Here is a 21,019-nt window from a genome sequence, read left to right as displayed (position 1 = left end):
GCCCCCGACACCACGGACGCCCGCGATGATCCGCACCCTGCGCAAAGTCTCCAGGCCCGCCGTGCGCGCCGCCGGCATCGGAGCGCTCGCGCTGTCGCTCGGCGCCTGCGTCGGCAACCGCGCCGCCACCACCGGGTCGATCTACCCCTCCTCCGTGGCGGCCCGTCACCCGATCGTCCTCGCCGACGCGCCGCGCTCCCTCGACGTCTTCGTGACCGGCATCGGCCACATCGACCCGCGCCAAGCCGACGACGTCGACGCCTTCCTGCTCGAATACCGCCGCTACGGCCGCGGCGTCCTGGTGATCGAGGTGCCGCGCGGCGCGCAGGTGCCCGGCCCCGCCGTCGCCCGCACGGCCGCCTCCCTGCGCGAGCGGGCGGTGAGCCGGGGCGTCCCGGCGCGGGAACTCGTCGTCGCGCCCTACGCGGTGGCCAACCCCGCGGTGACGGCGCCGGTGCGGCTGAGCTTCCAGCGCATGCAGGCCAAGGTGAGCGGCGCCTGCGGGCTGTGGCCCCAGGATCTCGGGGTGAGCGATGCCGGCTTCGACCTGCGCAACGAGTCGCCCTGGAACTACGGCTGCTCCACGCGCTCGAACTTCGCGAGCCAAGTCGCCGACCCGGTCGATCTGGTGCGCGGCCGCCAGGAGGGCCGCATCGACACGGTGACGCGCACGCAGAACATCGAGAGCCTGCGCACCGGCAAGGATCCGTCAACCACTTGGAAGCAGGATGGGCAGGCCAGCGTGAGGTCGCAGGTCGGGCAGTGACTCGCGGGGATCCGGTGCCGCGCCGGCACCGCCGTCGCCTGCAACACAGGAACCAGCAACACCTGGGCCAGGATTACCTGGGGGAAGTCCGCGAGCCGCTCCATGCCTGACAGAACCGACCCGGCCGAACGGGTGATCGCCCCGGTTCCCCGCATCACGATCCAGGCCTTCTGCGAGACCCCGGACGTCGCTGCCGTGATCGAGAGCGCGGCCGAGGACCGCCGGATGCAGAAGGCGCATCTGAAGGTCCAGATGGGCGGCACGGCCGCCGCCACCGAGGCCTTCCGCAGCGCGCCGACCCCGAACGTGCTGCTGATCGAGATGCATGGCGGCAAGACGAGCCCGATCGCCCAGCTCGACAGCCTCGCCGAGGTCTGCGATTCGGGCACCAAGGTGGTGGTGATCGGCCACATCAACGACGTCTTGCTCTACCGGGACTTCATCCGGCGCGGGGTGAGCGAGTACCTGATCGCCCCGGTCGATCCGGTGACGGTGATCGGCGCGATCTCCGACCTCTTCGCCGAGCCCGGCGCCGACCCGCTCGGCCGGACCGTCGCGGTCGTCGGGGCGAAGGGCGGCGTCGGCGCCTCGACGCTGGCCCACAACCTCGCCTGGGCGATCGCCCGCGACCATGCCACCTCGACGGTGATCGCGGATCTCGACGTCGCCTTCGGCACGGCCGGGCTCAACTTCAACCAGGACCCGCCCCAGGGCATCGCCGAGGCGCTGTTCGCGCCCGAGCGCATCGACGCGAACTTCGTCGACCGCCTGCTGTCGAAATGCACCGACAACCTGAGCCTGCTCGCGGCGCCGGCGACGCTCGACCGCACCAACGATTTCGGCGAGGGCGCCTTCGACGGGCTCGTCGACATCCTGCGCGGGATGGTGCCCTGCATCGTCCTCGACGTGCCGCATGTCTGGACGGCCTGGAGCCGCAAGACGGTGATCGGCGCCGACGAGATCCTGATCGTGGCGGCCCCCGAACTCGCCTCCCTGCGCAACGCCCGCAACCTGTTCGATCTGCTGCGCCAGTCCCGGCCCAACGACCGGGCGCCGCGCCTCGTGCTCAACCAGGTCGGCATGCCCAAGCGGCCGGAGATCGCCGCGGCCGAGTTCGCCAAGGCCCTCGACGTCACCGCGGCGGCCGTGGTGCCGTTCGATCCCGCCCTGTTCGGTGCCGCCGCCAATAACGGCCAGATGCTGGCCGAGGTGCAGGCCGGCAGCCGGGTCACCGACATCCTCGCCGATCTCGCGGGCACGGTGACCGGGCGCGCCGAGACCAAGAAGACCCGTCCGACGCTGCTGGAGCCGCTCCTCGCCAAGCTCGCGCGGCGCAAGGCCTCCTGAGCTCCCCGGGCGGCGGGGGCATTCCGGGGGCCGGACGAGGCCGTGATCCCGTGCCGGTCGTGGCGGGTCGCGGAGGACCGGGCACGACCGAAGCGAAGGTGTCGCAGGACCCATGTTCGGCAGGAGACCCGGAGCGACGGCCCCCAAGCCCGCGGCTGCGCCCGCCGCGCCCGCTCCGCAGGCGGCGATCGCGCCCGTCCTTCAGGACGCGAGCCCGCCGCGCGCGGAGGCGCAGCGCTCGGTCGCGGTGACCGTGGAGGCGGCCCGCTCGGAGGAATACTACCGCACGAAGAGCATGATCTTCGGGGCGCTGATCGAGGCGATCGATCTCGCGCAGCTCGCGCGGCTCGAGGCGGATGCCGCCCGGGAGGAGATCCGCGACATCGTCACGGAGATCATCGGTCTCAAGAGCGTCGTGATGTCGATCGCCGAGCAGGAGGATCTGCTCGACGACATCTGCAACGACGTGCTCGGCTACGGGCCGCTGGAACCGCTCCTCGGCCGCGACGACATCGCCGACGTGATGGTGAACGGCGCGAACCGCACCTACATCGAGGTCGCGGGCAAGATCCAGCTGACCAACGTGCGCTTCCGCGACAACCAGCAGCTGATGAACATCTGCCAGCGGATCGTCAGCCAGGTCGGCCGCCGGGTCGACGAATCCTCCCCGATCTGCGACGCGCGCCTGCCCGACGGCTCGCGCGTCAACGTCATCGCCCCGCCGCTCGCCATCGACGGGCCGGCGCTGACCATCCGCAAGTTCAAGAAGGACAAGCTCACCCTCGACCAGCTTGTGCGCTTCGGCTCGATCTCGCCCGAGGGTGCCAAGATCCTGCAGATCATCGGGCGGGTGCGCTGCAACGTGGTGGTGTCGGGGGGCACGGGCTCCGGCAAGACCACCCTGCTCAACTGCCTGACGCGCTACATCGAGGACGACGAGCGCATCATCACCTGCGAGGACGCGGCGGAGCTGCAGCTCCAGCAGCCCCACGTGGTGCGCCTGGAAACCCGCCCGCCGAATCTCGAAGGGCAGGGCCAGATCACCATGCGCGACCTGATCAAGAACTGCCTGCGCATGCGGCCCGAGCGGATCATCGTCGGCGAGGTGCGCGGACCGGAGGCCTTCGACCTCCTGCAGGCCATGAATACCGGGCACGACGGCTCGATGGGCACGCTGCACGCGAATTCCCCGCGCGAATGCCTGTCGCGCATCGAATCGATGATCTCGATGGGCGGCTACTCGCTTCCCTCCAAGACCATCCGCGAGATGATCGCGGGCTCCATCGACGTCATCGTCCAGGCCGCGCGCCTGCGCGACGGTTCGCGCCGCATCACGCATATCAGCGAGGTGATGGGCATGGAGGGCGACGTCATCATCACCCAGGACCTGTTCGTCTACGAGGTCACCGGCGAGGACGCGAACGGCCGGCTCGTCGGCCGCCACCGCTCGACCGGGATCGGCCGGCCGCGCTTCTGGGACCGCGCGCGCTATTACGGCGAGGATCGGGCCCTCGCGGCGGCGCTCGACGCGGCGGAGACGACCGAGGCGGGAGAGCTGGCGTGACCGGCCTCGAATCCCTCGCCGTCCCGGCCCTCCTCGCCCTGGCGGCGGCCTGCATCGTCTCCGCGGTCATCCTGCCGATGCTGCCCGGCCAGGCGCGAGCGACCAAGCGGCAGAAGGCGATCGTCGGGCGGCGCCCGGCCAGCGAGCGGATCCAGACCACCAGCCGGCGCGATCAGGTCGCCAAGAGCCTCAAGGACTTGGAGAACAAGGAGAAGAAGGCGCGGCCGAGCCTGGAGCTGCGCCTGACCCAGGCCGGCCTGACGATCTCGCCGACGCAGTTCCACCTCTTCAGCGGGCTCGCCGCCGGCCTGACCGCCGTCATGATCCTGCTGCTCACCGGGCATCTGCTGCTGGTCGCCGGGGCGGCCTTCGCGGTCGGCCTCGGCGCGCCGCAATGGCTGCTGCGCTACCTGCGCAAGCGCCGCATGAACCGCTTCGTCCTGGAACTGCCCAACGCCATGGACGTGATCGTGCGCGGCATCCGGTCCGGCCTGCCGATCGGCGACTGCCTGCGCATCATCGCCCGGGAATCGCCCGAGCCGGTCAAGACCGAGTTCCGCGTGCTCGTGGAATCGCAGGCGGTGGGCGTGTCGCTCACCGAGGCCGCCACCCGGCTCTACGACCGCATGCCGGTCCCGGAGGCGAACTTCTTCGCGATCGTGATCGGCATCCAGACCAAATCGGGCGGCAACCTGTCGGAGGCGCTGAGCAATCTCTCGAAGGTGCTGCGCGACCGCCGCCGCATGGTCGACAAGGTCAGCGCGATGAGCATGGAGGCGCGCGCCTCGGCGGCGATCATCGCCTCGCTGCCCTTCATCGTCGCGGTCCTCTGCTACCTGTCGAGCCCCGACTACATCGCGCTGCTCTGGACGACGCAGGTCGGCCAGATCGCCGTGGCGGCCTCCGGCCTGTGGATGCTCCTCGGCGTGCTCGTGATGAAGCGGATGATCACCTTCGAAATCTAGAGGCGGAACGGCCGATCCGAGCCGGCGCGCCGGCCGGGCCCGTCGCGCCGTCCTGCGGGAAGCCGGATGATGGACCTTCTGTTCACCCTCGTGGAGCCGCGGTCCCTCGGCTCGGTCCTGGCCGCGGTGGCGGCCGCGGCCACCGCCTACACGCTGCTGCAGCCCTTCCTCGAACCGGACCGCCTCGCGCGGCGGATGAGGAGCGTCGGCGAGGAACGCGACCGCATCCGCCTGCGCGAGCGCGACAGGCTGCATCAGCGCGTCAACCTCCGCCAGCAGCCCAAGGCCTACATGAGGCGCGTGGTCGAGCGCTTCCGGCTCGACAACTGGCTCGCCGCCGACGATGCCAAGAACCGGCTGATGATGGCCGGCTACCGCGGCCCGCAGGCCGAGACCGCCTTCCTGTTCTTCCGGCTCGTCATGCCGGCCGGCTTCCTCGTGTTCTCGGTCTTCTACCTCTTCGTGCTGCGCGTGCTGAACCAGCCCTTCTCCGTCCGGCTGATGATCGTGGTCGCGGCCGTCTACGCGGGCATCAAGGCGCCCGAGGTCTTCCTGAGGAACCAGACCGCCAAGCGGCAGGCGGAGATCAAGAAGAACTGGCCGGACGCGCTCGATCTGCTGCTGATCTGCGTGGAATCGGGCATGGCCGTCGAGCACTCGTTCCGCCGGGTGAGCGTCGAGATGGCCAACCAGTGCATCGTTCTCGCCGAGGAGCTGGCGCTCACCACGGCCGAGCTGTCCTATCTCTCGGACCGGCGGATCGCCTACGAGAACCTCGCCCTGCGCACCGGGCTCGATTTGGTGAAGGCGGTCTGCACGGCCCTGGTCCAGGCGGAACGCTACGGCACGCCGATCGGCCAGGCCCTGCGCGTGCTCGCCCAGGAGAGCCGCGACCAGCGCCTGAACGAGGCGGAGAAGAAGGCCGCCGCCCTGCCGCCGAAGCTCACCGTGCCGATGATCCTGTTCTTCCTGCCGGTGCTGTTCGTGGTGATCCTCACCCCCGCGATGGTGCAGATCATGGCCAACCGCTGATGCGGGCAGCGGATTCAGGTTTCGGGTCGTGAGCATCCCCGTCGGAGACGGGTGAATCCGCTCAGCCCGAACGGGAAAGGGTGCCCCTCATACGGTTTCCGGATGATCGCTTCGCGATGCGGAAACCGGCCTCGCTCAGGCGCCGCGCGGGCTCGTGATACGGTTTCCGAAAGTGATCGTCCGGAAACCGTATCACACGCGGCAGTCGGCTTCGGAACGGCGGCCGGCTCTCATCCGGCGGAAGCCCGCGCGGCCGCCGGACCGGCCGCGCTACTTGATCTCCGCGCAGGCGATGCGCCCGCCGGCATTGCCGATCGGCTGGCTCGCGTGGTCGTCCTCGCCCGCATGGATCACCAGGGCCGAACCGTCCGCGTCCTTGAGTCCGCCCTCCCCCGTCAGCGGGGTCTCGCTCGACACCTCGGCATTCACCGAGCCGTCCGCGTTGGCGAAGACGTTCGGCAGGTCGCCCTCGTCCGGGCCGTCCGGGTTGAGCAGGCCGTGCTTGCTGGAATCGTGGTTCACGTGCCCCTTGGACATCTCGAACTTCACGGTGTCGGAGCAGTTCGCCACCGCGTGGAAGTGGATGCCGTGCCAGCCGGGCGGCAGGCCGCCGGCCGCGATCGTCAGGCGCAGCACCAGCGTGTTCGCGCCGTCGCGGATCCGGATCCGTCCGATCGTCTCCCCCTTGGCGTTGATCACCGGCGCCTCGAAGGTCTGCGGTGCGGCCGGCTCGTTCTGCTGACCCATGGCCGGCATCGCGGCGCCGAGCGCGAGCGCCACCGCGGTGCCGAACAGGATACGTCTCATCATTCCGCCCTCTCCTCTCCACGGCCGCATAAGGTAAGGGAAGGCCGGGCGGCGCACAGGGGCCGCGGCGAGCGTGAAGGAGCCAGGGGTGAGCGAGGAGCGCGTGCGGGCGGACCGCCTCCTGGTGGAGGCCGGACATTTCGAGAGCCGGGCCCGCGCGCAGGCCGCCATCGCCGCCGGGCTGGTACTGGCCGATGGCGAGCCCGTGCGCCGCGCCTCCGACCTGATCGCCCGCACCGCGCGGATCAGCGCGGAGGCGCCCCACCCTTACGTCTCGCGCGGGGGGCTGAAGCTCGCGGCGGCCCTCGATGCCTTCGCCATCGACCCGGCCGGCCTGCCCTGCCTCGATCTCGGCGCCTCGACCGGCGGCTTCACCAACGTGCTGCTGCGCCGGGGAGCGGCGCGCGTCTACGCCGTCGATGTCGGGCGCGGCCAGCTCCATCCCCGTCTCGCGGGCGATCCCCGCATCGTCTCCCTCGAAGCGACGGATGCCCGCTCCCTCGACGCCGCCCTGTTCGCCGCGCCGCCCGCCCTCGCCGTCATCGACGTGAGCTTCATCTCCCTGCGCCTCGTCCTGCCGGTGCTGCCGCCGCTCCTCGCGCCCGGTGCCCGCCTCGTCGCGCTGATCAAGCCGCAATTCGAGGCGGGACGCGGGCGGATCGGCCGCGGCGGCCTCGTGCGCGATCCGGAGGTCCAAGCGGAGGTCTGCGACGGGATCCGGGACCTCCTCGACGCCCTCGGCTTCGCGGTGGTGGGGCTGATCCCCTCGCCGATCGAGGGCGGGGACGGCAATCGTGAATTCCTGGTCGGGGCGACCCGCCGCAGCGGAGAGGTCGCATGAGCGGCGAGACGGAAACGGTCGTGGAGATCCAGCGGCTCGGCGCGCGGGGCGACGGCATCGCCGCCGGGGGTCTCCTCGTCGCGGGCGCGCTGCCGGGCGAGACCGTGCGGGTCTGCGCCGAGGAGACGCGTGGGAGCCAGCCGCGGGCGCGCCTCGAGGCGGTGCTCAAGCCTTCGCCCGACCGCATCGCGCCGTTCTGCCCGTATTTCGGCACCTGCGGCGGCTGCGCCATCCAGCACCTCGCCCCCGGGCCCTACGCGGACTGGAAGCGCGACCTCGTCGCGACCGCCCTGTCCCGGGCCGGCGTCGCGGCGGCGGTGACACCGTTGCGAGACGCGCACGGGGCCGGCCGCCGCCGGGCGACCTTCCACGTCCGCCGCATCGACGGCGAGGTGCGGGCGGGCTTCATGGCGGCGCGCAGCCACGCTCTCGTCGCCATCGACCATTGCCCGATCACCGAGCCCGCCCTGCACCGGGCGCCCGAGGTGGCCCGGCTCCTCGCCCGGCCGCTCGGCGGGGGCGGCAAGCCCCTCGACGTCCAGGCGACCGCGACGGAGGGCGGGCTCGACGTCGACGTGCGGGGCCACGGACCCGCCGACGGGCGCGCCCGGCAGGCACTGGTGGCGCTCGCGGGCGAGTGCGACCTTGCCCGCCTGTCCCTGCACGGGGAGGTGCTGCTGGAGCGCCGGCTGCCGGCCGTGCGGGTGGGCCGCGCCGCCCTGGTGCCGCCGCCCGGAGGCTTCCTGCAGGCGACCCGCGCCGGCGAGTCCCTCCTCGCCGACCTCGTCGTCGCGGCCATGGGCGGCGCCAAGCGCGTCGCCGACCTGTTCTCGGGAGCCGGCGCCTTCACGCTGCGCCTCGCCGAGGCACGGGCCGTCCACGCGGTCGAGGGCGATGCCGGGGCGCTCGCCGCCCTCGACCGGGCCGCCCGCTTCGCGGAGGGCCTGCGCGCGGTGACGACGGAGCGCCGCGACCTGTTCCGCCGCCCGCTGCTCGCGCCCGAACTCGACCGCTTCGACGCGGTGGTGTTCGATCCGCCCCGCGCCGGGGCCGAGGCGCAGGCGGCCCGGCTCGCGGAATCGAAGGTTCCGGTGGTGGTGGGGGTCTCCTGCGACGCGGGCACCTTCGCGCGCGACGCGAGCCTGCTCATCGCCGGCGGCTACGCCCTCGACGAGGTCGTGCCGATCGACCAGTTCCGCCACTCGCCTCACGTCGAACTCGTCGGCGTCTTCCGGCGGGAGCGCCGCCGGCGGTGAGCACCAGTCTGCCTGCTCTCGGGATCAGGGTGGAAAAGACGGCAAGATCGATCAAGCAAGCTCCGAGCGGCTCATCCAACCTCCGCCGGGGTCGCAGCGCCGCCAAGATCACGGCCGCCCGCGCCCCCATGGAACGGCCAAGGTGCGCCCGCGCACCGCAGCATCCGAGCGGTTCGCTCAAGCAACCGTGAACCGCTCGACGGCTCAGTGGTTCGCCACATCAGAAACCGTGGCTTTTTCACGGAACCGAAGCGTCCGTCGTACATTCTTCACTGCAAAGGTAATTGCTGAGGTAAGGCTCCCAGTCATGAAGATCTTCGCCTCCGCCCTCGCGGGCGTCCTTGGTGCCTGCGTGCTCGCCTCGGCCCCGGTCCAGGCCGCACCCTACGATCCCTTCGAGATGAATCCCGGCGAGGCGTACTATGCCAGCCGGCCCTACGCCGAGACGATCTACAGTCAGCCCTCGTCCGGTTACGGCTATGGCTACGGCCGCGGTCAGGGCGCCGGCAGCACGGATCAGGCGCAGGTCGCGCCGATCCCGCGCGAACTCGTGCCCTTCACCGGCCGCTACGCGCCGGGGACCATCGTGGTCTCGACCGCGGAGCGCCGCCTCTACTACGTGCTCGGCGACGGCATGGCGATCCGCTACGGCGTCGGCGTCGGCCGGCCGGGCTTCACGTGGTCGGGCACCAAGACCGTGATCGCCAAGCGCGAATGGCCGTCCTGGACGCCGCCGAAGGAGATGCTGGCCCGCCGCCCCGACCTGCCGCGCTACATGGCCGGCGGCATCGACAACCCGCTCGGCGCCCGCGCCATGTATATCGGCGGCACGCTCTACCGGATCCACGGCTCGAACGAGCCGGACACGATCGGCCAGGCGGTGTCCTCGGGCTGCATCCGCATGACCAACGAAGACGTCACCGATCTCTACGAGCGGGTGAAGGTCGGTGCGAAGGTCGTCGTGCTGAACTGATCTCCGGGCCGGAGCAATCTCCGGCTCAGCTGGGATCGAAGGGCCGCCTCTCGGCGGCCCTTCGTTGTTTCAGGGAACGACGCGCCCGGGAGCCGGCGGCTGCGGCGGGCTGAACGGCGCGATCGGCAGATCGCAGAAGCAGCGCATCCCGAGCGGGCGCGGTCCGGCGAGCGGGCAGGAATAGGGATGGGGCCCGGTGAACCCGCGCTGGATCGCCTCGCAATTGTAGCCGACCGCGCGGCGGCGGGGCGGCGGCGGCTCGTCGTCCGGGACGTAATAGGGCTGGGCCGAGGCCAACCCGGTCAGGGCCGTGACAAACAGGGCCGCCGACGCGAGGGAGGCGCGAACGAACCGTCGCATCACTGCGTTCTCCGTTCAGGATGAGGCGCCGCCCTGCGGGACGGGGCGGCACGGGGCGGCATCGGTAGCGGAACCGGATCGCGCCGGCAACGCGGGCCTTCCCCACCAAGCAGAGCGGGAGCAAGCCATGACGTGCCCGGGCCAATGGCAGCGCACCCTGGATGCGATTCTCGACCTGGCGCAGGAGATCGCCCGGCTCTCCCCCGACTGCGCCGACCGCGCGATGCAGATCGCCCGGCTCGTGCGCGACCTCGAACCGCCGTCCGGCGAGGAGCCGTTCGCCGAGGACGAGGACGATCCCGGGGCGGAGCCGGAAGTCGGCCCCCTCACGCGGATGCATGCCTTCCATCGGCCGCGCGCGTCCTGAGGGAGCGCGGATGCAAACGGCCGCACCCCGCTTGCGGGATGCGGCCGGGTCTCAACGCCCATGAACAGAACTCGGGAGGCACCCTCTCCCCGGAGGCGGCAGCCCTGCGGCTCCGTCTCCGTCATCTCGCCGCCCGAGATTCCCCTCGGGTCCCGGGCAGCCGGGTCAACCCGCCTCACGGCGGCGCCGATGCAGAAGCAGGAAGCCCCAGCGGAATCGCCTCGCAATTCCGATGAGGCGCCGCCCTCAGGAGGCGGTGTGGCTCACGTCGTTGGCGGTGTTCTTCACCGTCTCGACGCCCTGCTGCATGGCCGCCTTGGCGTTCTCGGCGCCCTGCTGCATGGCCGACTGGGTCATGCTGCCGAATTCCTTCGCCTGCGACTGGATCGCGGCGAACTGGCTGCGGATGAACTCCGCCTGGTGCTGCATCGCCTCCTGCACGTCGCGCGAGCGCACGAGCTTCTGCGCCAGGTCGAAGGCCGCGTTCACGTTCTGCTCGGCGAAGGCGAAGCTGCGGCTCGACAGCGTCTGCGCGTTGGAGCGTGCCACTTCCGCCGAACCCTGGATCGTGTCGGCCGTCTTGCGCGCTGCGCTGATATACGAGTCGAAAGCCTTCCGAGCCTGCTCGACGCTCTTCTCCGCGAAGTCGCGCATTTCGGTCGGGATCTCGTAGTTCGGGGTCGTGGTCATGTTCGTCTCCTCGCTGGTGATTTGTGCGGCACGGGCGTTGTGCACTGCACAATACCACGTCGCCCGCGGAATGCCAGTTTGCCGCGGGTCGTTAAGGTTAATGATGATCTAACGCTTGGGCTGCGCATTCCGTGCCCGTGCGCGAGCGTTTCATTTCCGTTAAATCCGGATGCGGGAAGGATACGGGACGGCGAATCGTCCGGTTCCACCAGGATCGGGCGGATTGGGGAGCGGACGTGGACGATACGGCGCTGTTCGAGGCGAGCATCGCGGCCCTGCGGGCGCTTCCGGCCGTCGAACGGCTGGTCGGCGGACGTCCGCTGCCTTGCCTGTTCGTCGATCCGGCGGCCGATCGCGTCCTGTACGCTTCCCCTGCGGCAATTGGGCTCCGGTCGGTGATGGCGGATGGTTCGGGCCGCATCGAGCCGGGCCTTCAGCTCGCCCGGCAGCTGCGCGGGGTGCGCCCCGCCGCCCCGGAGGCCGGCGTGCCGCGGCTCTCGCGCCTGCGGCTCGATCCGGGCCGGCTCGCGCCGCCCCTGGTCTGCGCCTGCGTCGCGGTCACCCTGGCCGAGGGGCGCGAGGCCGTCGCGCTGATCCCGGTCGACCCGCTGCCCGCGCTCCGGCCGCGGCGCGGACCGGCCGCGGCGGCCGCGGCGGAGACGCCGGCCCCGCCCTCCCCGCCTCCGGCGGAAGAACCGCCCCCGCCCCCGGCACCGGAATCCGCCGCTCCGGCGAGCCCCGCGGCGCCAGTGCGATTCCTCTGGCGCAGCGACGCCGGCGGACGCCTGATCGAGGCGACCTCGGCCCTCGCGGAGATCGTCGGGGCCTCCCCGGTCGGCCGGTCCTGGGACGAACTCCTCGCCGGCACGGTCATGCCTGCGGATGACGGCCTGGCGGCGTCCCTCGACGAACGGCGCACCTTCCGCGCCATCACGGTCCGCTGGCGGCTCGGCGAGGGCGACCGGGGCGTTCAGGTCGACCTCTCGGGAGCGCCGCGTCTCGGCGAAGGGCGGGCCTTTGCGGGATTCAGCGGCTTCGGCGTGATCCATCCGGACCGCGTCTCGGCCGTGCCGCCCCGGCCGGTCGCGGCACCCGCGCGGGCCCGGCCCAGCCTGCGCGAACGGGCGGCTGCGGTGATCTCGATCGGCCGCTCCATCCCCCCGGATTCCCCTGCTCCGCCCGCCCCGGATCCGATGGCGGATCTTCCGGCCTTCGCGTCGATCGCCGGCGCGACGCTCGCGGGCTTCGCCGGGATCATGGCCTCCTCATCCCTCAATCCGTTCGGCTTGAGCTGGACCTTCTCGACGGATCCGGCCGCCTGCGCGGACGAGAAGGACGATCTTGCGCCCCCCCCGGCCGACGAGGCGCCCGCCGCGGACGCGCCCGCCCCCGCGTCGCACAAGCCGCTCGCGCCGGGCCAGCTCTCGCTCAACGAGCATGCGGCCTTCCGGGAGATCGCGCGGGCGCTCGGCGCCCGCTTCGCGGGCGATCCGTCCGAGACGGACCCGGTCCCCGACGAGGACGTGCAGGACGCCCCGCGCCGGTCCGGCGCCGTCACCCCCTTCCCGGTCGCCGCAGCGCCCGCCCGACCGGCGGAGCCCGAATCGCCGGGTTCCGAGGACCGGACGTCCCGCATCCTCGACCGTTTGCCCTTCGGCCTCGTGGTGCATCGCGGCGACGAGATCCTGTTCGTCAACCGGCACCTGCTCGCCCTCGCCGGCTACCCGACGGCGGAGCACTTGGCGGAGGCGGGCGGCGCGAGCGCCCTGTTCAAGGGGCGCGACCCGGCGAGCCTGCCGGAGGCGGAGGCCGGGCATCCGGTCTGCCTCGCTCCGCGCGAGGGCGGCGCCCTGCCCGTGGCGGTGACGCTCACCACCGTCGAGTGGAGCGGCGCGCCGGCGAGCCTGCTGCTCGTGCGCCGCCTGCCCGATACCGACCCGGCCCGGGCCCTCGCCGCCACCGAACTCGACCTCGCCCGGCAGCGCGACAGCCTGCGCGAGATCGAGGCGGTCCTCGATTCGGTGACGGACGGCGTCGTCACCCTCGACGGAAGCGGCCGCATCCTCGACTTCAACACGGGCGCCAACGCCCTGTTCGGCCACGAGCCGCGGGAGGTCGCGGGCGAGGACTTCTCGCGGCTCTTCACCACGGACACCCGGCCGGCCGTGCAGGCGGCCCTGCAGCGCGCCCGCGCCGGGGAGCCGGCGAGCACGGAGGCGGTGGCCGAGCGGCGCGACGGCATCCTGGCCGTCACCCTGGCCCCCGTGGCGGGCGACGGATCCCGCCGCTTCTCCGCCCTGCTCCGCGATGTTTCGGCCTCGCGGCGCACGGAGGCCGAATTGCTGCGCGCCAAGCGCGCCGCGGAACTCGCCAACAGCCAGAAATCCGATTTCCTCGCCACGATCAGCCACGAGATCCGCACGCCGCTGAACGCGATCCTCGGCTTCACCGAGGTGATGATGGAGGAGCAGTTCGGCCCGATCGGCAACGAGCGCTACCGCGACTATCTGCGCGACATCCGCACCTCGGGCGAGCACGTGGTCAGCCTGGTCACGGACCTGCTCGACCTCGCCAAGATCGAGGCCGGCCATCTCGACCTGAGCTTCACCGGCGTGGTGCTGAACGAACTCGTCGGCGCGAGCGTCTCGCTGATGCAGCCGCAGGCGGCCCGGCAGCGCGTGGTCGTGCGCACGAGCTTCGCGACCGGGCTGAAGCCCGTCCTCGCCGATCTGCGCTCGATGCGGCAGGCCGCCCTCAACCTGATCGCCAACGCGATCAAGTTCACGGATGCGGGCGGGCAGGTGATCGTCTCGACGGCGATGACCGACCGCGGCGGCGTCGCCCTGCGGGTGCGCGACACCGGGATCGGCATGACCTCCGACGAGATCGAGACCGCGCTCCAGCCCTTCCGGCAGGTCGCGACGGCGCAGAACCGGCGCGGGCGCGGCACCGGGCTCGGCCTGCCCCTGACGAAGGCCCTGGTGGAAGCGAACCGCGGCACCCTGCGCGTGACGAGCCGCAAGCACGAGGGCACGCTGGTCGAGGTGCTGTTCCCGCCCGCCCGCGTGCTCGCGAGCTGAGGGCGCGCACGGCTCCCACCACATCGGGCCGGTCCCGGCGATCGTCGATCGCCGTCGGCAAGCCTCCGGCCGACCTGCCGCCGGCATGTGCGCCTGAACCGCGGCTCCCGGGCCCATGCCACCGCGGCCCGGCCGCGGAGCGGACGCCGCCCGCACCGTGATCTGGATCAAGGTGCGGCGCCCCGCCGGATGCTCCGTCAGCCTTGACGGGGTCTCGGGGATGCGTCCGCGATGCGGGCTGACGGGCGGAGGGATACGGGCCGCGCTTCGACGCGATCGGCGCGGCCGCCCGTCACCCGCGGCGTCCTCAGAGGTGGCTGATCGCGCGCCTGTCGATCTCGGCGATCCTCACGGCGCCGACCTGGCGCATGATCGTCTCGAACTCGCGCTGCATGATGGCGAGCACCGCCTCGACGCCCGGCTGGCCGAAGGCCGCGAGGCCCCAGCAATAGGGGCGGCCGATGCAGACCGCGGTCGCGCCCAGGGCCAGCGCCTTGATCACGTCGGTGCCGCGGCGGAAGCCGCTATCGACCGAGGCTGTGTGAAAACGCCCTAATCTGCTAAGCTTGTCACCGATCTGAGGAGGTCGGGATGACCCGCTTCATCGCAGGTGAGGATCGTCGTCAGAGCACGCTGCTGCCGGACTGCCTCGATGATTACGTGACGGCGGACAACCCGGTTCGCCTCGTCGAGGTCTTTGTCGACGAACTTGATCTTGCCACTCTCGGTTTTGCCAGAGCCGTGCCCGGGACGACTGGCCGTCCAGCCTACGACCCGGCGACGCTCCTCAAGATCTACCTTTACAGCTACCTCAACCGCGTGCCGTCGAGTCGCCGTCTTGAACGCGAGACCCAGCGCAACATCGAGCTGATGTGGCTGACCGGCCGGCTGATGCCCGACTTCAAGACCCTGGCCGACTTCCGCAAGAACAATGGACCTGCGATCCAGGCCACCTGCGCCCAGTTCGTCATCCTCTGTCGTCGATTGAACCTGTTCAGCAAGGCGGTGGTCGCGATCGACGGCAGCAAGTTCAAAGCGATCAACAACCGCGACAAGAACTTCACCGTAGCTAAAGTCGAGGCGCGTCTGGCGCAGGTCGAGGCGAGCGTCGCCCGCTACCTCGCAGCCCTGGACCGGGCCGACCGCCAGCCGAGTGACGTCGCCGAGGCACGAACAGCACGGCTCACCGAGAAGATCGCAGCCCTGCGCGAGCAGATGAAAGATCTGCAAGCGATGCGTCAGCGGGTCGAGGAAGCACCCGACCAGCAGGTCTCGTTGACCGACCCCGATGCTCGCGCGATGGCGACCCACGGCAAGGGAACCGGCATCGTCGGCTACAATGTTCAGGCGGCCGTCGATGCCGAGCATCATCTGATCGTCGCCCACGCCGTGACCAACGTCGGCAACGACCGCGCTCAGCTCGTCCCGCCGGGGCTCCTGGCCCAAGAGGCGACGGGATGCGCCTCGCTCACGCTGCTGGCCGACCGGGGCTACCTCAACGGTGATCAAGTCTTGGCCTGTGAAGGCACGGGCCTCCTGCCGTGCGTGCCCAAGACCCTCACCTCGAACCACGCCAAACGAGGTTTCTTCACAGGACAAGACTTCGTCTACGACGCCGAGAAGGATCACTACACCTGCCCCGCTGGCCAGCACCTGACCAAGGGAGCCGCCCGGTCCGACCGCCAGTCCGGGGATGACGCCATGGACCCCTACAGTCATTCGACGGCTTGCTTGAGCTGCGCGCTCAAACCTCGCTGCACGCCTGCGAAGACGCGGCGGATCAAGCGCTGGGTGCACGAGGGCGTGCTCGACGCAATGCAGGAGCGGCTCGATCGGATGCCGGAGGCGATGATGATCCGTCGGCAGACCGTGGAGCACACATTCGGCACGCTGAAGGCCTGGATGGGGGCGACGCACTTCCTGACCCGAACACTGGCGAAGGTCAGAACCGAGGTGAGCCTGCAGGTTCTGGCCTACAACATGAAGCGGATGATCCAGATCGTCGGGGTTGGAGCGCTGATCACAGCGATCCGGGCTTAAGCCCCCCATGCACGCGAGTTCGCTGCAAGAGCTCGCTCAGCTACCCAGCCACCAAAACCGCGTTCTCACACAGCCTGGACCAGAACCGGGATCTTGCCGTCCACCGCGGCGACCACCTCGGGCAGCGCCTCGATGGTCGATTGCAGGCTCTCCTCGGCCCGGCCGCCGTGGTTCGACACGATCAGGCCGTCGACGCCGTAGAAGAGCGCCACCTTGGCATCCTCGCCGGTCACGATGCCTTGACGACGAGCCTGCCCCTCACGAGCCCGCGCAGGCGCTTGACGTAACCCCAATCCATGCCGGTGCCGTAGAGGTTCGTCACCGTCGACACGTCGAGGTTGTCGAACATCGGCTTGCGGCTGACCTCGTTCTTGAAGCCCGGCGTGTGACAGTCGGTGCAGGTGCGGGTGTCGAGACGACGCTCGCGGAACCGGGTTTCGGTGTTGCGGCCGCCCTGCCGGTCGACGGTGAGCACGATGGCCGGCGCACCGGCCTTCTCGGCCCGGCGCACCAGGGCCTCGGTCACCATCCAGTCGTCGGTCGGGTAGAGCATGAACCAGACGGGGGCGCCACGCTCCTTGATGACCTCCTCGATCGACGTGCTGCCGACCGTCGAGAGGATCATCTGATGGCCGCGGGCCTTCGCCGCGCGGGCGACCGCCGCCTCGGCATCGGGATGGAACGCGCCCTGGCTGCTCACCGGCGCCAGCGCGATCGGGCTCGCCCAGGTCTCGCCGAAGATCGTCACGCTGGTATCGATCCTGCGCGCGTCGATCAGGCGGCGGACGCGGATGCGGTACTTGTCGAAGCCCTCGCGGTTGGCGCGCAGGGTGGCGTCGCCGTCGATGCCCGTGGCGAGGTAGCCGTAATGGGCCGGCGGCAGCGCCTGCTTGGCCGCGGGCTCGAAGTCGAAGACGTTGAGGGCCTGCGACGGGTCGGCGATGACAGGCCCGACATTGGCGGGTGCCTGCCGCAGCACGTCGTAGCTCTGCGCCAGCGCTTCGCCGCCGCCGAGCACCGACAGGCCGGCGAGCGCGCGTGCCACGCCCGGCGCCACGACCAGGCTCGCCGAGAGGAACTCAAGGAACCTGCGCCGGCTGATCGCCATTTCGGACCTATTCTCACCCCGGTCGTCGAATCCCCGCACCATCGTCTCGTGATCCCGTACATCTTGCTTGCTTCGATGTAGCCCCAAGCACTGCTATTGCGGTGCAAAAAGAGTACAGATGCGAGTTTTATTACTTCAAAATATGCCTAATAGTTCATATATTTCATATAACATGCCTTGTTGTGCATGCTCTCGGACGGCTGCCCCTCGGTGAACCGGCCGGCCGAGGGCCACCTATCGGCCCGGCCTGGAACGGCGCTACACTTGTGCGACGCAGCGACGCCGGGTCCGCAAGCCGGCCGCGCGATCATCGGGGAAACGCCATGACGATCCGCCACGTGCTGAGCTCGGTTCTCGCCGGGGCCCTGCTCGCCGCTTCGGCGCCGCGGGCCGGCGCGGCGGACGATCTCGCGGTGGCCCTGCTGACCGAGCGCAGCGGCCCGGCGGCCGCCTCGGGCGAGGCCCTCGCGAACGGCTTCGCCGATTACTTCACCATGCTGAACCAGCGCGACCGCGGCGTCGGCGGCCGGCGCATCGCCGTGATCGAATGCGAGACCGGCGGCGAGATCGAGCGCGGCCAAGCCTGCTACGCGGCCGCGAAGGAGCGGGGCGCCGTCTCGATCAATCCGGGCGGCGCCGATCTCGCCCTCGCCCTGCTCGGGCCGAGCGCGGCGGACCGCATCCCCCTCGTCAGCGTCGCGGCGGGCCCCTCCGTGGCGGCCCTCGGGCGCGTTTTCCCCTACGCCTTCTCGCCGCCGGCCACGGTCTGGGACGGGCTCACGGTCGCCCTCGCCTACCTCATCGACGAACTCGACGGGCCTGAAGGGCTGCAGGGGCGCCGCATCGCCTATCTGCACCGCGACAGCCCGGCCGGCCGCGATCCCATCCGCATGCTGGAGGGGCTCGCGGAGGAGTTCGGCTTCACCCTGCGCAGCTACGCCCTGCCGGATGCTCCCGGAGAGGGAACGCCGGATGCGTGGCGGGCGGTCAAGGCGGCCTCCCCCGACTACCTGCTCCTCGACGGCTCGGCCGGGCTCGCCGGCGATCCGGTCACCGAGGCCGCTTCGGCGGGCATCCCGCTCGGTCGGGTCATCGCCCTCGGCGGGCCGGGGGTCGAGGCCCTGCGGCGGGCGGGCCCGGCCGCCAGGGGCTTCAAGGAGATCACCTGGCACGCCGCGACGGACAGCTTCCCGGCCTTCGACCAGATGGACCTGCTCGCCATCGATGCGGGGTTGTCCCGCACCGAGAAGAGCCAGGCGACGGGCCTCCTCTACAACCGGGGCGTCTACGCGGCGGTGATCGTGGCGGAGGGCATCCGCAACGCGCAGCGCCTCACCGGCGGGCGGGAGCTCGACGGCGACGCCGTGCGACGCGGGCTGGAGGCGCTCAATCTCGACGGGGCGCGCTGGAAGGAGCTCGGCCTGACCGGGTTCGCGGCGAGCCTGCGGCTCTCCTGCGCCAACCACAGCGGCCATCTGGCCGGCCTCGTGGTCGAGTGGAACGGCGCCAAGTGGGTGACGGCGAGCGACAAGATCGCTCCGCTGCGCCAGCGCCTGCGGCCCCGGCTCGACGCCGCCGCCAAGGCCTTCGTCGCCCGCGCCGCCGAAGCCGGCCAGCCCTGGCCGGAGCGGCCGGACCCGTGTGACCGGACCTAGGGTTCCGGCCTGATTCCCATGCGTCAGTCGGGTGCGCTTCCCTCCCCGGCCGGAGCATCATCGACAGGTTTTCTCAGCTATCGGCCTGTGAACGGACTGTTTTCGAGAACTCACAGCTCAGGAGAGCTGGCGTCCGGCCGGCGCTTCCATTGCCGGCCGGCAGGGGCTAAGTGCGAATGCAGTCGCCGAACGGCCCGATCTCGCGCGAGACGGCCGGCCCACGACACAGCTCAGGAGGACACGCCCCCGCGATGACCACCACGAATACAGCCGGTGCCGCTGCCACCGACGCCCTGGCGTCGCAGAACCCCACCATCGCCGCCTTCGACTCGCGGGCGCGCATCCGCGCCATCATCGGCTCGTCGTCGGGCAACCTCGTCGAGTGGTACGATTTCTACGCCTATGCGTTCACGGCGATCTATTTCAAGGACGCGTTCTTTCCGGGTTCCGACCCGACCGTTCAGCTGATCAACACCGCGGCAGTCTTCGCGATCGGCTTCCTGATGCGGCCGATCGGCGGCTGGGTGTTCGGCCGCGTCGCCGACCGCTTCGGCCGCAAGAACTCGATGCTGATATCCGTGCTGATGATGTGCCTGGGCTCGCTCGTCATCGCGGTGCTGCCGACCTACGGGCAGATCGGCCTGCTCGCCCCGATCCTGCTACTCCTCGCCCGCATGGCGCAGGGCCTCTCGGTCGGCGGCGAGTACGGCACCAGCGCGACCTACATGAGCGAGGTGGCGCTGAAGGGCCGGCGCGGCTTCTACGGCTCGTTCCAGTACGTCACGCTGATCGGCGGCCAGCTCCTCGCCTCGCTCGTCGTCGTGCTGGTGACGCTTGCCCTGAGCGACAAGGAGATGTCGGCCTGGGGCTGGCGCATCCCGTTCTTCATCGGGGCGCTCGCCGCGATCGTCGCCCTCTATCTCCGGCGCTCGCTGCACGAGACCTCGACGGCGAAGACCCGGGGCGCGGAGGAGGCCGGCAGCATGCTGGCGATCTGGCGCAACCATCGCCGCGCCTTCCTCACGGTGCTGGGCTACACCGCCGGCGGCTCGCTGATCTTCTACACCTTCACCACCTACATGCAGAAGTATCTCGTCAATACGACGCATATGGATAAGAAGACCGCCAACCTCGTGATGACGGCGGTCCTCTTCACCTACATGGTGGTGCAGCCGCTGTTCGGCCTGTTCGCCGACAAGTTCGGCCGCAAGACCTCGATGCTGATCTTCGGTGCCACGACCACGGTGATGACGGTGCCGCTGCTGCACGCGATCGGCTCGGCCAAGGACCCGCTCCTCGCCTACGCGCTGATCACGGCGGCGCTGCTCTGCGTGTCGTTCTACACCTCGATCAGCGGCCTCGTGAAAGCCGAGATGTTCCCGGCGGAGGTGCGCGCGCTCGGCGTCGGCCTCTCCTACGCCATCGCCAACGCGATCTTCGGCGGCTCGGCCGAGTTCGTGGCGCTGACCTTCAAGGATTGGGGCTTCGAGACCTCGTTCTTCTGGTACGTCACGGTCATGTGCGCCATCGCGTTCCTGACCTCGCTGCAGATGCCCGACAGCCGCCGCTCCGGCTACCTGCAGGGCGACGGCACCGCCTGAACCTCGGCGGGAACGACGCGTTGACTTGGCAGAACGACTTCATGCGAAGGAATCCGCCATGTCTCGCTCCCGGCTCATCGGCCTCGGCCTCGCGGCCGCCCTCCTCGGCGCCGGCCCGGCCGCGGCGCAGACCACCGCCCCGGGGACTTCCTCCCCGGGCGCGGGCGTGAACGAACCGGCCAGCACCGGCACCACCGGCCGCAGCATCACCTCGACCGGGCAGACGAAGCCGCCGGGCCGGACCGCGGCGCCCCAGGAGAGCGGCCAGCCCGACCGGATCAAGGAGATCAACCGCAAGGTCGATACCGGGATCTGCATCGGCTGCAATTGATCCAGGCCAAGGCGCCCGACTCCGCGTTGGGCCATCGTCACCGAGGGTCGGGTCGCCAGGGGTTGGGTTGCCGAGGGTTCGGGTTGCCAAGGGTCGGGTTGCCAAGACTTGATGACGCCCAACTTGATGACGTCCAAGACGAGAGGAAGGGTTCGGCCGCCGGCCGGGCCCGAAATCGGCTGCCCGGGACGGCTCACGGCCATCGGATCATCCGAAAGGTGTTAGACGGAAGAATC

20 protein-coding genes are annotated in these 21,019 nt (G+C 70.6%); 14 read left to right on the top strand and 6 right to left on the bottom strand.

Annotated features, from left to right (window positions below; translation table 11 throughout):
* The first annotated feature begins 25 nt into the window (after positions 1-25).
* The 5 genes from ACE101_RS19145 to ACE101_RS19125 all read left to right on the top strand — a co-directional run bounded on the left by ACE101_RS19145 (position 26) and on the right by ACE101_RS19125 (position 5,674).
* On the top strand, positions 26-766 hold the full coding sequence (locus ACE101_RS19145; protein WP_379132725.1) for a CpaD family pilus assembly protein: 741 nt from the start codon (positions 26-28) through the stop codon (positions 764-766).
* Between the two features lie 102 nt (positions 767-868).
* Complete coding sequence (locus ACE101_RS19140) at positions 869-2,113, top strand: CpaE/TadZ family protein (RefSeq protein ID WP_379132722.1); 1,245 nt, start codon at positions 869-871, stop codon at positions 2,111-2,113.
* Positions 2,114-2,225: 112 nt separating this feature from the next.
* On the top strand, positions 2,226-3,677 hold the full coding sequence (locus ACE101_RS19135; protein ID WP_379132719.1) for a TadA family conjugal transfer-associated ATPase: 1,452 nt from the start codon (positions 2,226-2,228) through the stop codon (positions 3,675-3,677).
* A complete protein-coding gene (locus ACE101_RS19130; RefSeq protein WP_379132716.1) occupies positions 3,674-4,642 on the top strand; it encodes a type II secretion system F family protein in 969 nt (322 codons plus the stop codon). Before ACE101_RS19135 ends, ACE101_RS19130 begins: the two co-directional genes overlap by 4 nt.
* Positions 4,643-4,708: 66 nt before the next feature.
* On the top strand, positions 4,709-5,674 hold the full coding sequence (locus ACE101_RS19125; protein ID WP_379132713.1) for a type II secretion system F family protein: 966 nt from the start codon (positions 4,709-4,711) through the stop codon (positions 5,672-5,674).
* 270 nt (positions 5,675-5,944) lie between these two features.
* On the opposite strand, the gene ACE101_RS19120 is transcribed toward ACE101_RS19125, so the two are convergent.
* Entirely contained in the window at positions 5,945-6,430 is a 486-nt protein-coding gene (locus ACE101_RS19120; RefSeq protein WP_379138794.1) for a superoxide dismutase family protein, read from the bottom strand.
* Positions 6,431-6,569: 139 nt separating this feature from the next.
* On the opposite strand from ACE101_RS19120, the gene ACE101_RS19115 reads away from it, so the two are divergent.
* The 3 genes from ACE101_RS19115 to ACE101_RS19105 all read left to right on the top strand — a co-directional run bounded on the left by ACE101_RS19115 (position 6,570) and on the right by ACE101_RS19105 (position 9,551).
* A complete protein-coding gene (locus ACE101_RS19115; protein WP_379132711.1) occupies positions 6,570-7,322 on the top strand; it encodes a TlyA family RNA methyltransferase in 753 nt (250 codons plus the stop codon).
* Complete coding sequence (locus ACE101_RS19110; RefSeq protein WP_379132708.1) at positions 7,319-8,578, top strand: class I SAM-dependent RNA methyltransferase; 1,260 nt, start codon at positions 7,319-7,321, stop codon at positions 8,576-8,578. Before ACE101_RS19115 ends, ACE101_RS19110 begins: the two co-directional genes overlap by 4 nt.
* A gap of 307 nt (positions 8,579-8,885) precedes the next feature.
* Positions 8,886-9,551 carry a L,D-transpeptidase gene (locus ACE101_RS19105; RefSeq protein ID WP_379132706.1) on the top strand — a complete coding sequence of 222 codons (666 nt, stop codon included), beginning with the start codon at positions 8,886-8,888 and terminating at the stop codon, positions 9,549-9,551.
* A 69-nt stretch (positions 9,552-9,620) separates the two neighbouring features.
* On the opposite strand, the gene ACE101_RS19100 is transcribed toward ACE101_RS19105, so the two are convergent.
* On the bottom strand, positions 9,621-9,911 hold the full coding sequence (locus ACE101_RS19100) for a hypothetical protein (protein WP_379132704.1): 291 nt from the start codon (positions 9,909-9,911) through the stop codon (positions 9,621-9,623).
* 127 nt (positions 9,912-10,038) lie between these two features.
* On the opposite strand from ACE101_RS19100, the gene ACE101_RS19095 reads away from it, so the two are divergent.
* The gene (locus tag ACE101_RS19095; protein ID WP_379132703.1) at positions 10,039-10,278 is read left to right on the top strand and encodes a hypothetical protein; all 240 of its coding nucleotides are present in this window, start codon (positions 10,039-10,041) and stop codon (positions 10,276-10,278) included.
* A gap of 246 nt (positions 10,279-10,524) precedes the next feature.
* On the opposite strand, the gene ACE101_RS19090 is transcribed toward ACE101_RS19095, so the two are convergent.
* A complete protein-coding gene (locus ACE101_RS19090; protein ID WP_379132700.1) occupies positions 10,525-10,968 on the bottom strand; it encodes a phasin in 444 nt (147 codons plus the stop codon).
* 236 nt (positions 10,969-11,204) lie between these two features.
* Between ACE101_RS19090 and ACE101_RS19085 the strand changes: the two genes are divergently transcribed.
* Positions 11,205-14,048: a PAS domain-containing sensor histidine kinase gene (locus ACE101_RS19085; RefSeq protein ID WP_379132698.1), complete on the top strand. Its 2,844-nt coding sequence runs from the start codon at positions 11,205-11,207 to the stop codon at positions 14,046-14,048.
* Between the two features lie 307 nt (positions 14,049-14,355).
* Here the strand turns inward: ACE101_RS19085 and ACE101_RS19080 are convergent, their stop codons facing one another.
* Positions 14,356-14,625: an alpha-hydroxy-acid oxidizing protein gene (locus ACE101_RS19080; protein ID WP_441005386.1), complete on the bottom strand. Its 270-nt coding sequence runs from the start codon at positions 14,623-14,625 to the stop codon at positions 14,356-14,358.
* A 14-nt stretch (positions 14,626-14,639) separates the two neighbouring features.
* On the opposite strand from ACE101_RS19080, the gene ACE101_RS19075 reads away from it, so the two are divergent.
* Positions 14,640-16,088: an IS1182 family transposase gene (locus ACE101_RS19075; protein WP_379132694.1), complete on the top strand. Its 1,449-nt coding sequence runs from the start codon at positions 14,640-14,642 to the stop codon at positions 16,086-16,088.
* Positions 16,089-16,153: 65 nt separating this feature from the next.
* Here the strand turns inward: ACE101_RS19075 and ACE101_RS19070 are convergent, their stop codons facing one another.
* Both ACE101_RS19070 and ACE101_RS19065 read right to left on the bottom strand, forming a co-directional pair.
* Positions 16,154-16,321: an alpha-hydroxy-acid oxidizing protein gene (locus tag ACE101_RS19070; RefSeq protein ID WP_379132691.1), complete on the bottom strand. Its 168-nt coding sequence runs from the start codon at positions 16,319-16,321 to the stop codon at positions 16,154-16,156.
* Positions 16,318-17,196, bottom strand: a complete 879-nt coding sequence (locus ACE101_RS19065) for an alpha-hydroxy acid oxidase (protein WP_379132689.1) — start codon at positions 17,194-17,196, stop codon at positions 16,318-16,320. Before ACE101_RS19065 ends, ACE101_RS19070 begins: the two co-directional genes overlap by 4 nt.
* A gap of 323 nt (positions 17,197-17,519) precedes the next feature.
* Here ACE101_RS19065 and ACE101_RS19060 point away from each other — a divergent pair, with 323 nt between their 5' ends.
* The 3 genes from ACE101_RS19060 (at position 17,520) to ACE101_RS19050 (ending at position 20,783) form a co-directional block, all read left to right on the top strand.
* The gene (locus ACE101_RS19060) at positions 17,520-18,851 is read left to right on the top strand and encodes an ABC transporter substrate-binding protein (protein ID WP_379132686.1); all 1,332 of its coding nucleotides are present in this window, start codon (positions 17,520-17,522) and stop codon (positions 18,849-18,851) included.
* A 251-nt stretch (positions 18,852-19,102) separates the two neighbouring features.
* A complete protein-coding gene (locus tag ACE101_RS19055; protein WP_379132683.1) occupies positions 19,103-20,452 on the top strand; it encodes an MFS family transporter in 1,350 nt (449 codons plus the stop codon).
* Between the two features lie 58 nt (positions 20,453-20,510).
* Positions 20,511-20,783, top strand: coding sequence for a hypothetical protein (locus tag ACE101_RS19050; RefSeq protein WP_379132681.1), 273 nt, complete (start codon positions 20,511-20,513; stop codon positions 20,781-20,783).
* Positions 20,784-21,019: the final 236 nt, after the last annotated feature.

The organism is Methylobacterium carpenticola, assembly GCF_042748905.1.
Taxonomy (GTDB): Bacteria; Pseudomonadota; Alphaproteobacteria; order Rhizobiales; family Beijerinckiaceae; genus Methylobacterium; species Methylobacterium carpenticola.
This window is presented reverse-complemented; position numbering and strand designations above follow the sequence as displayed.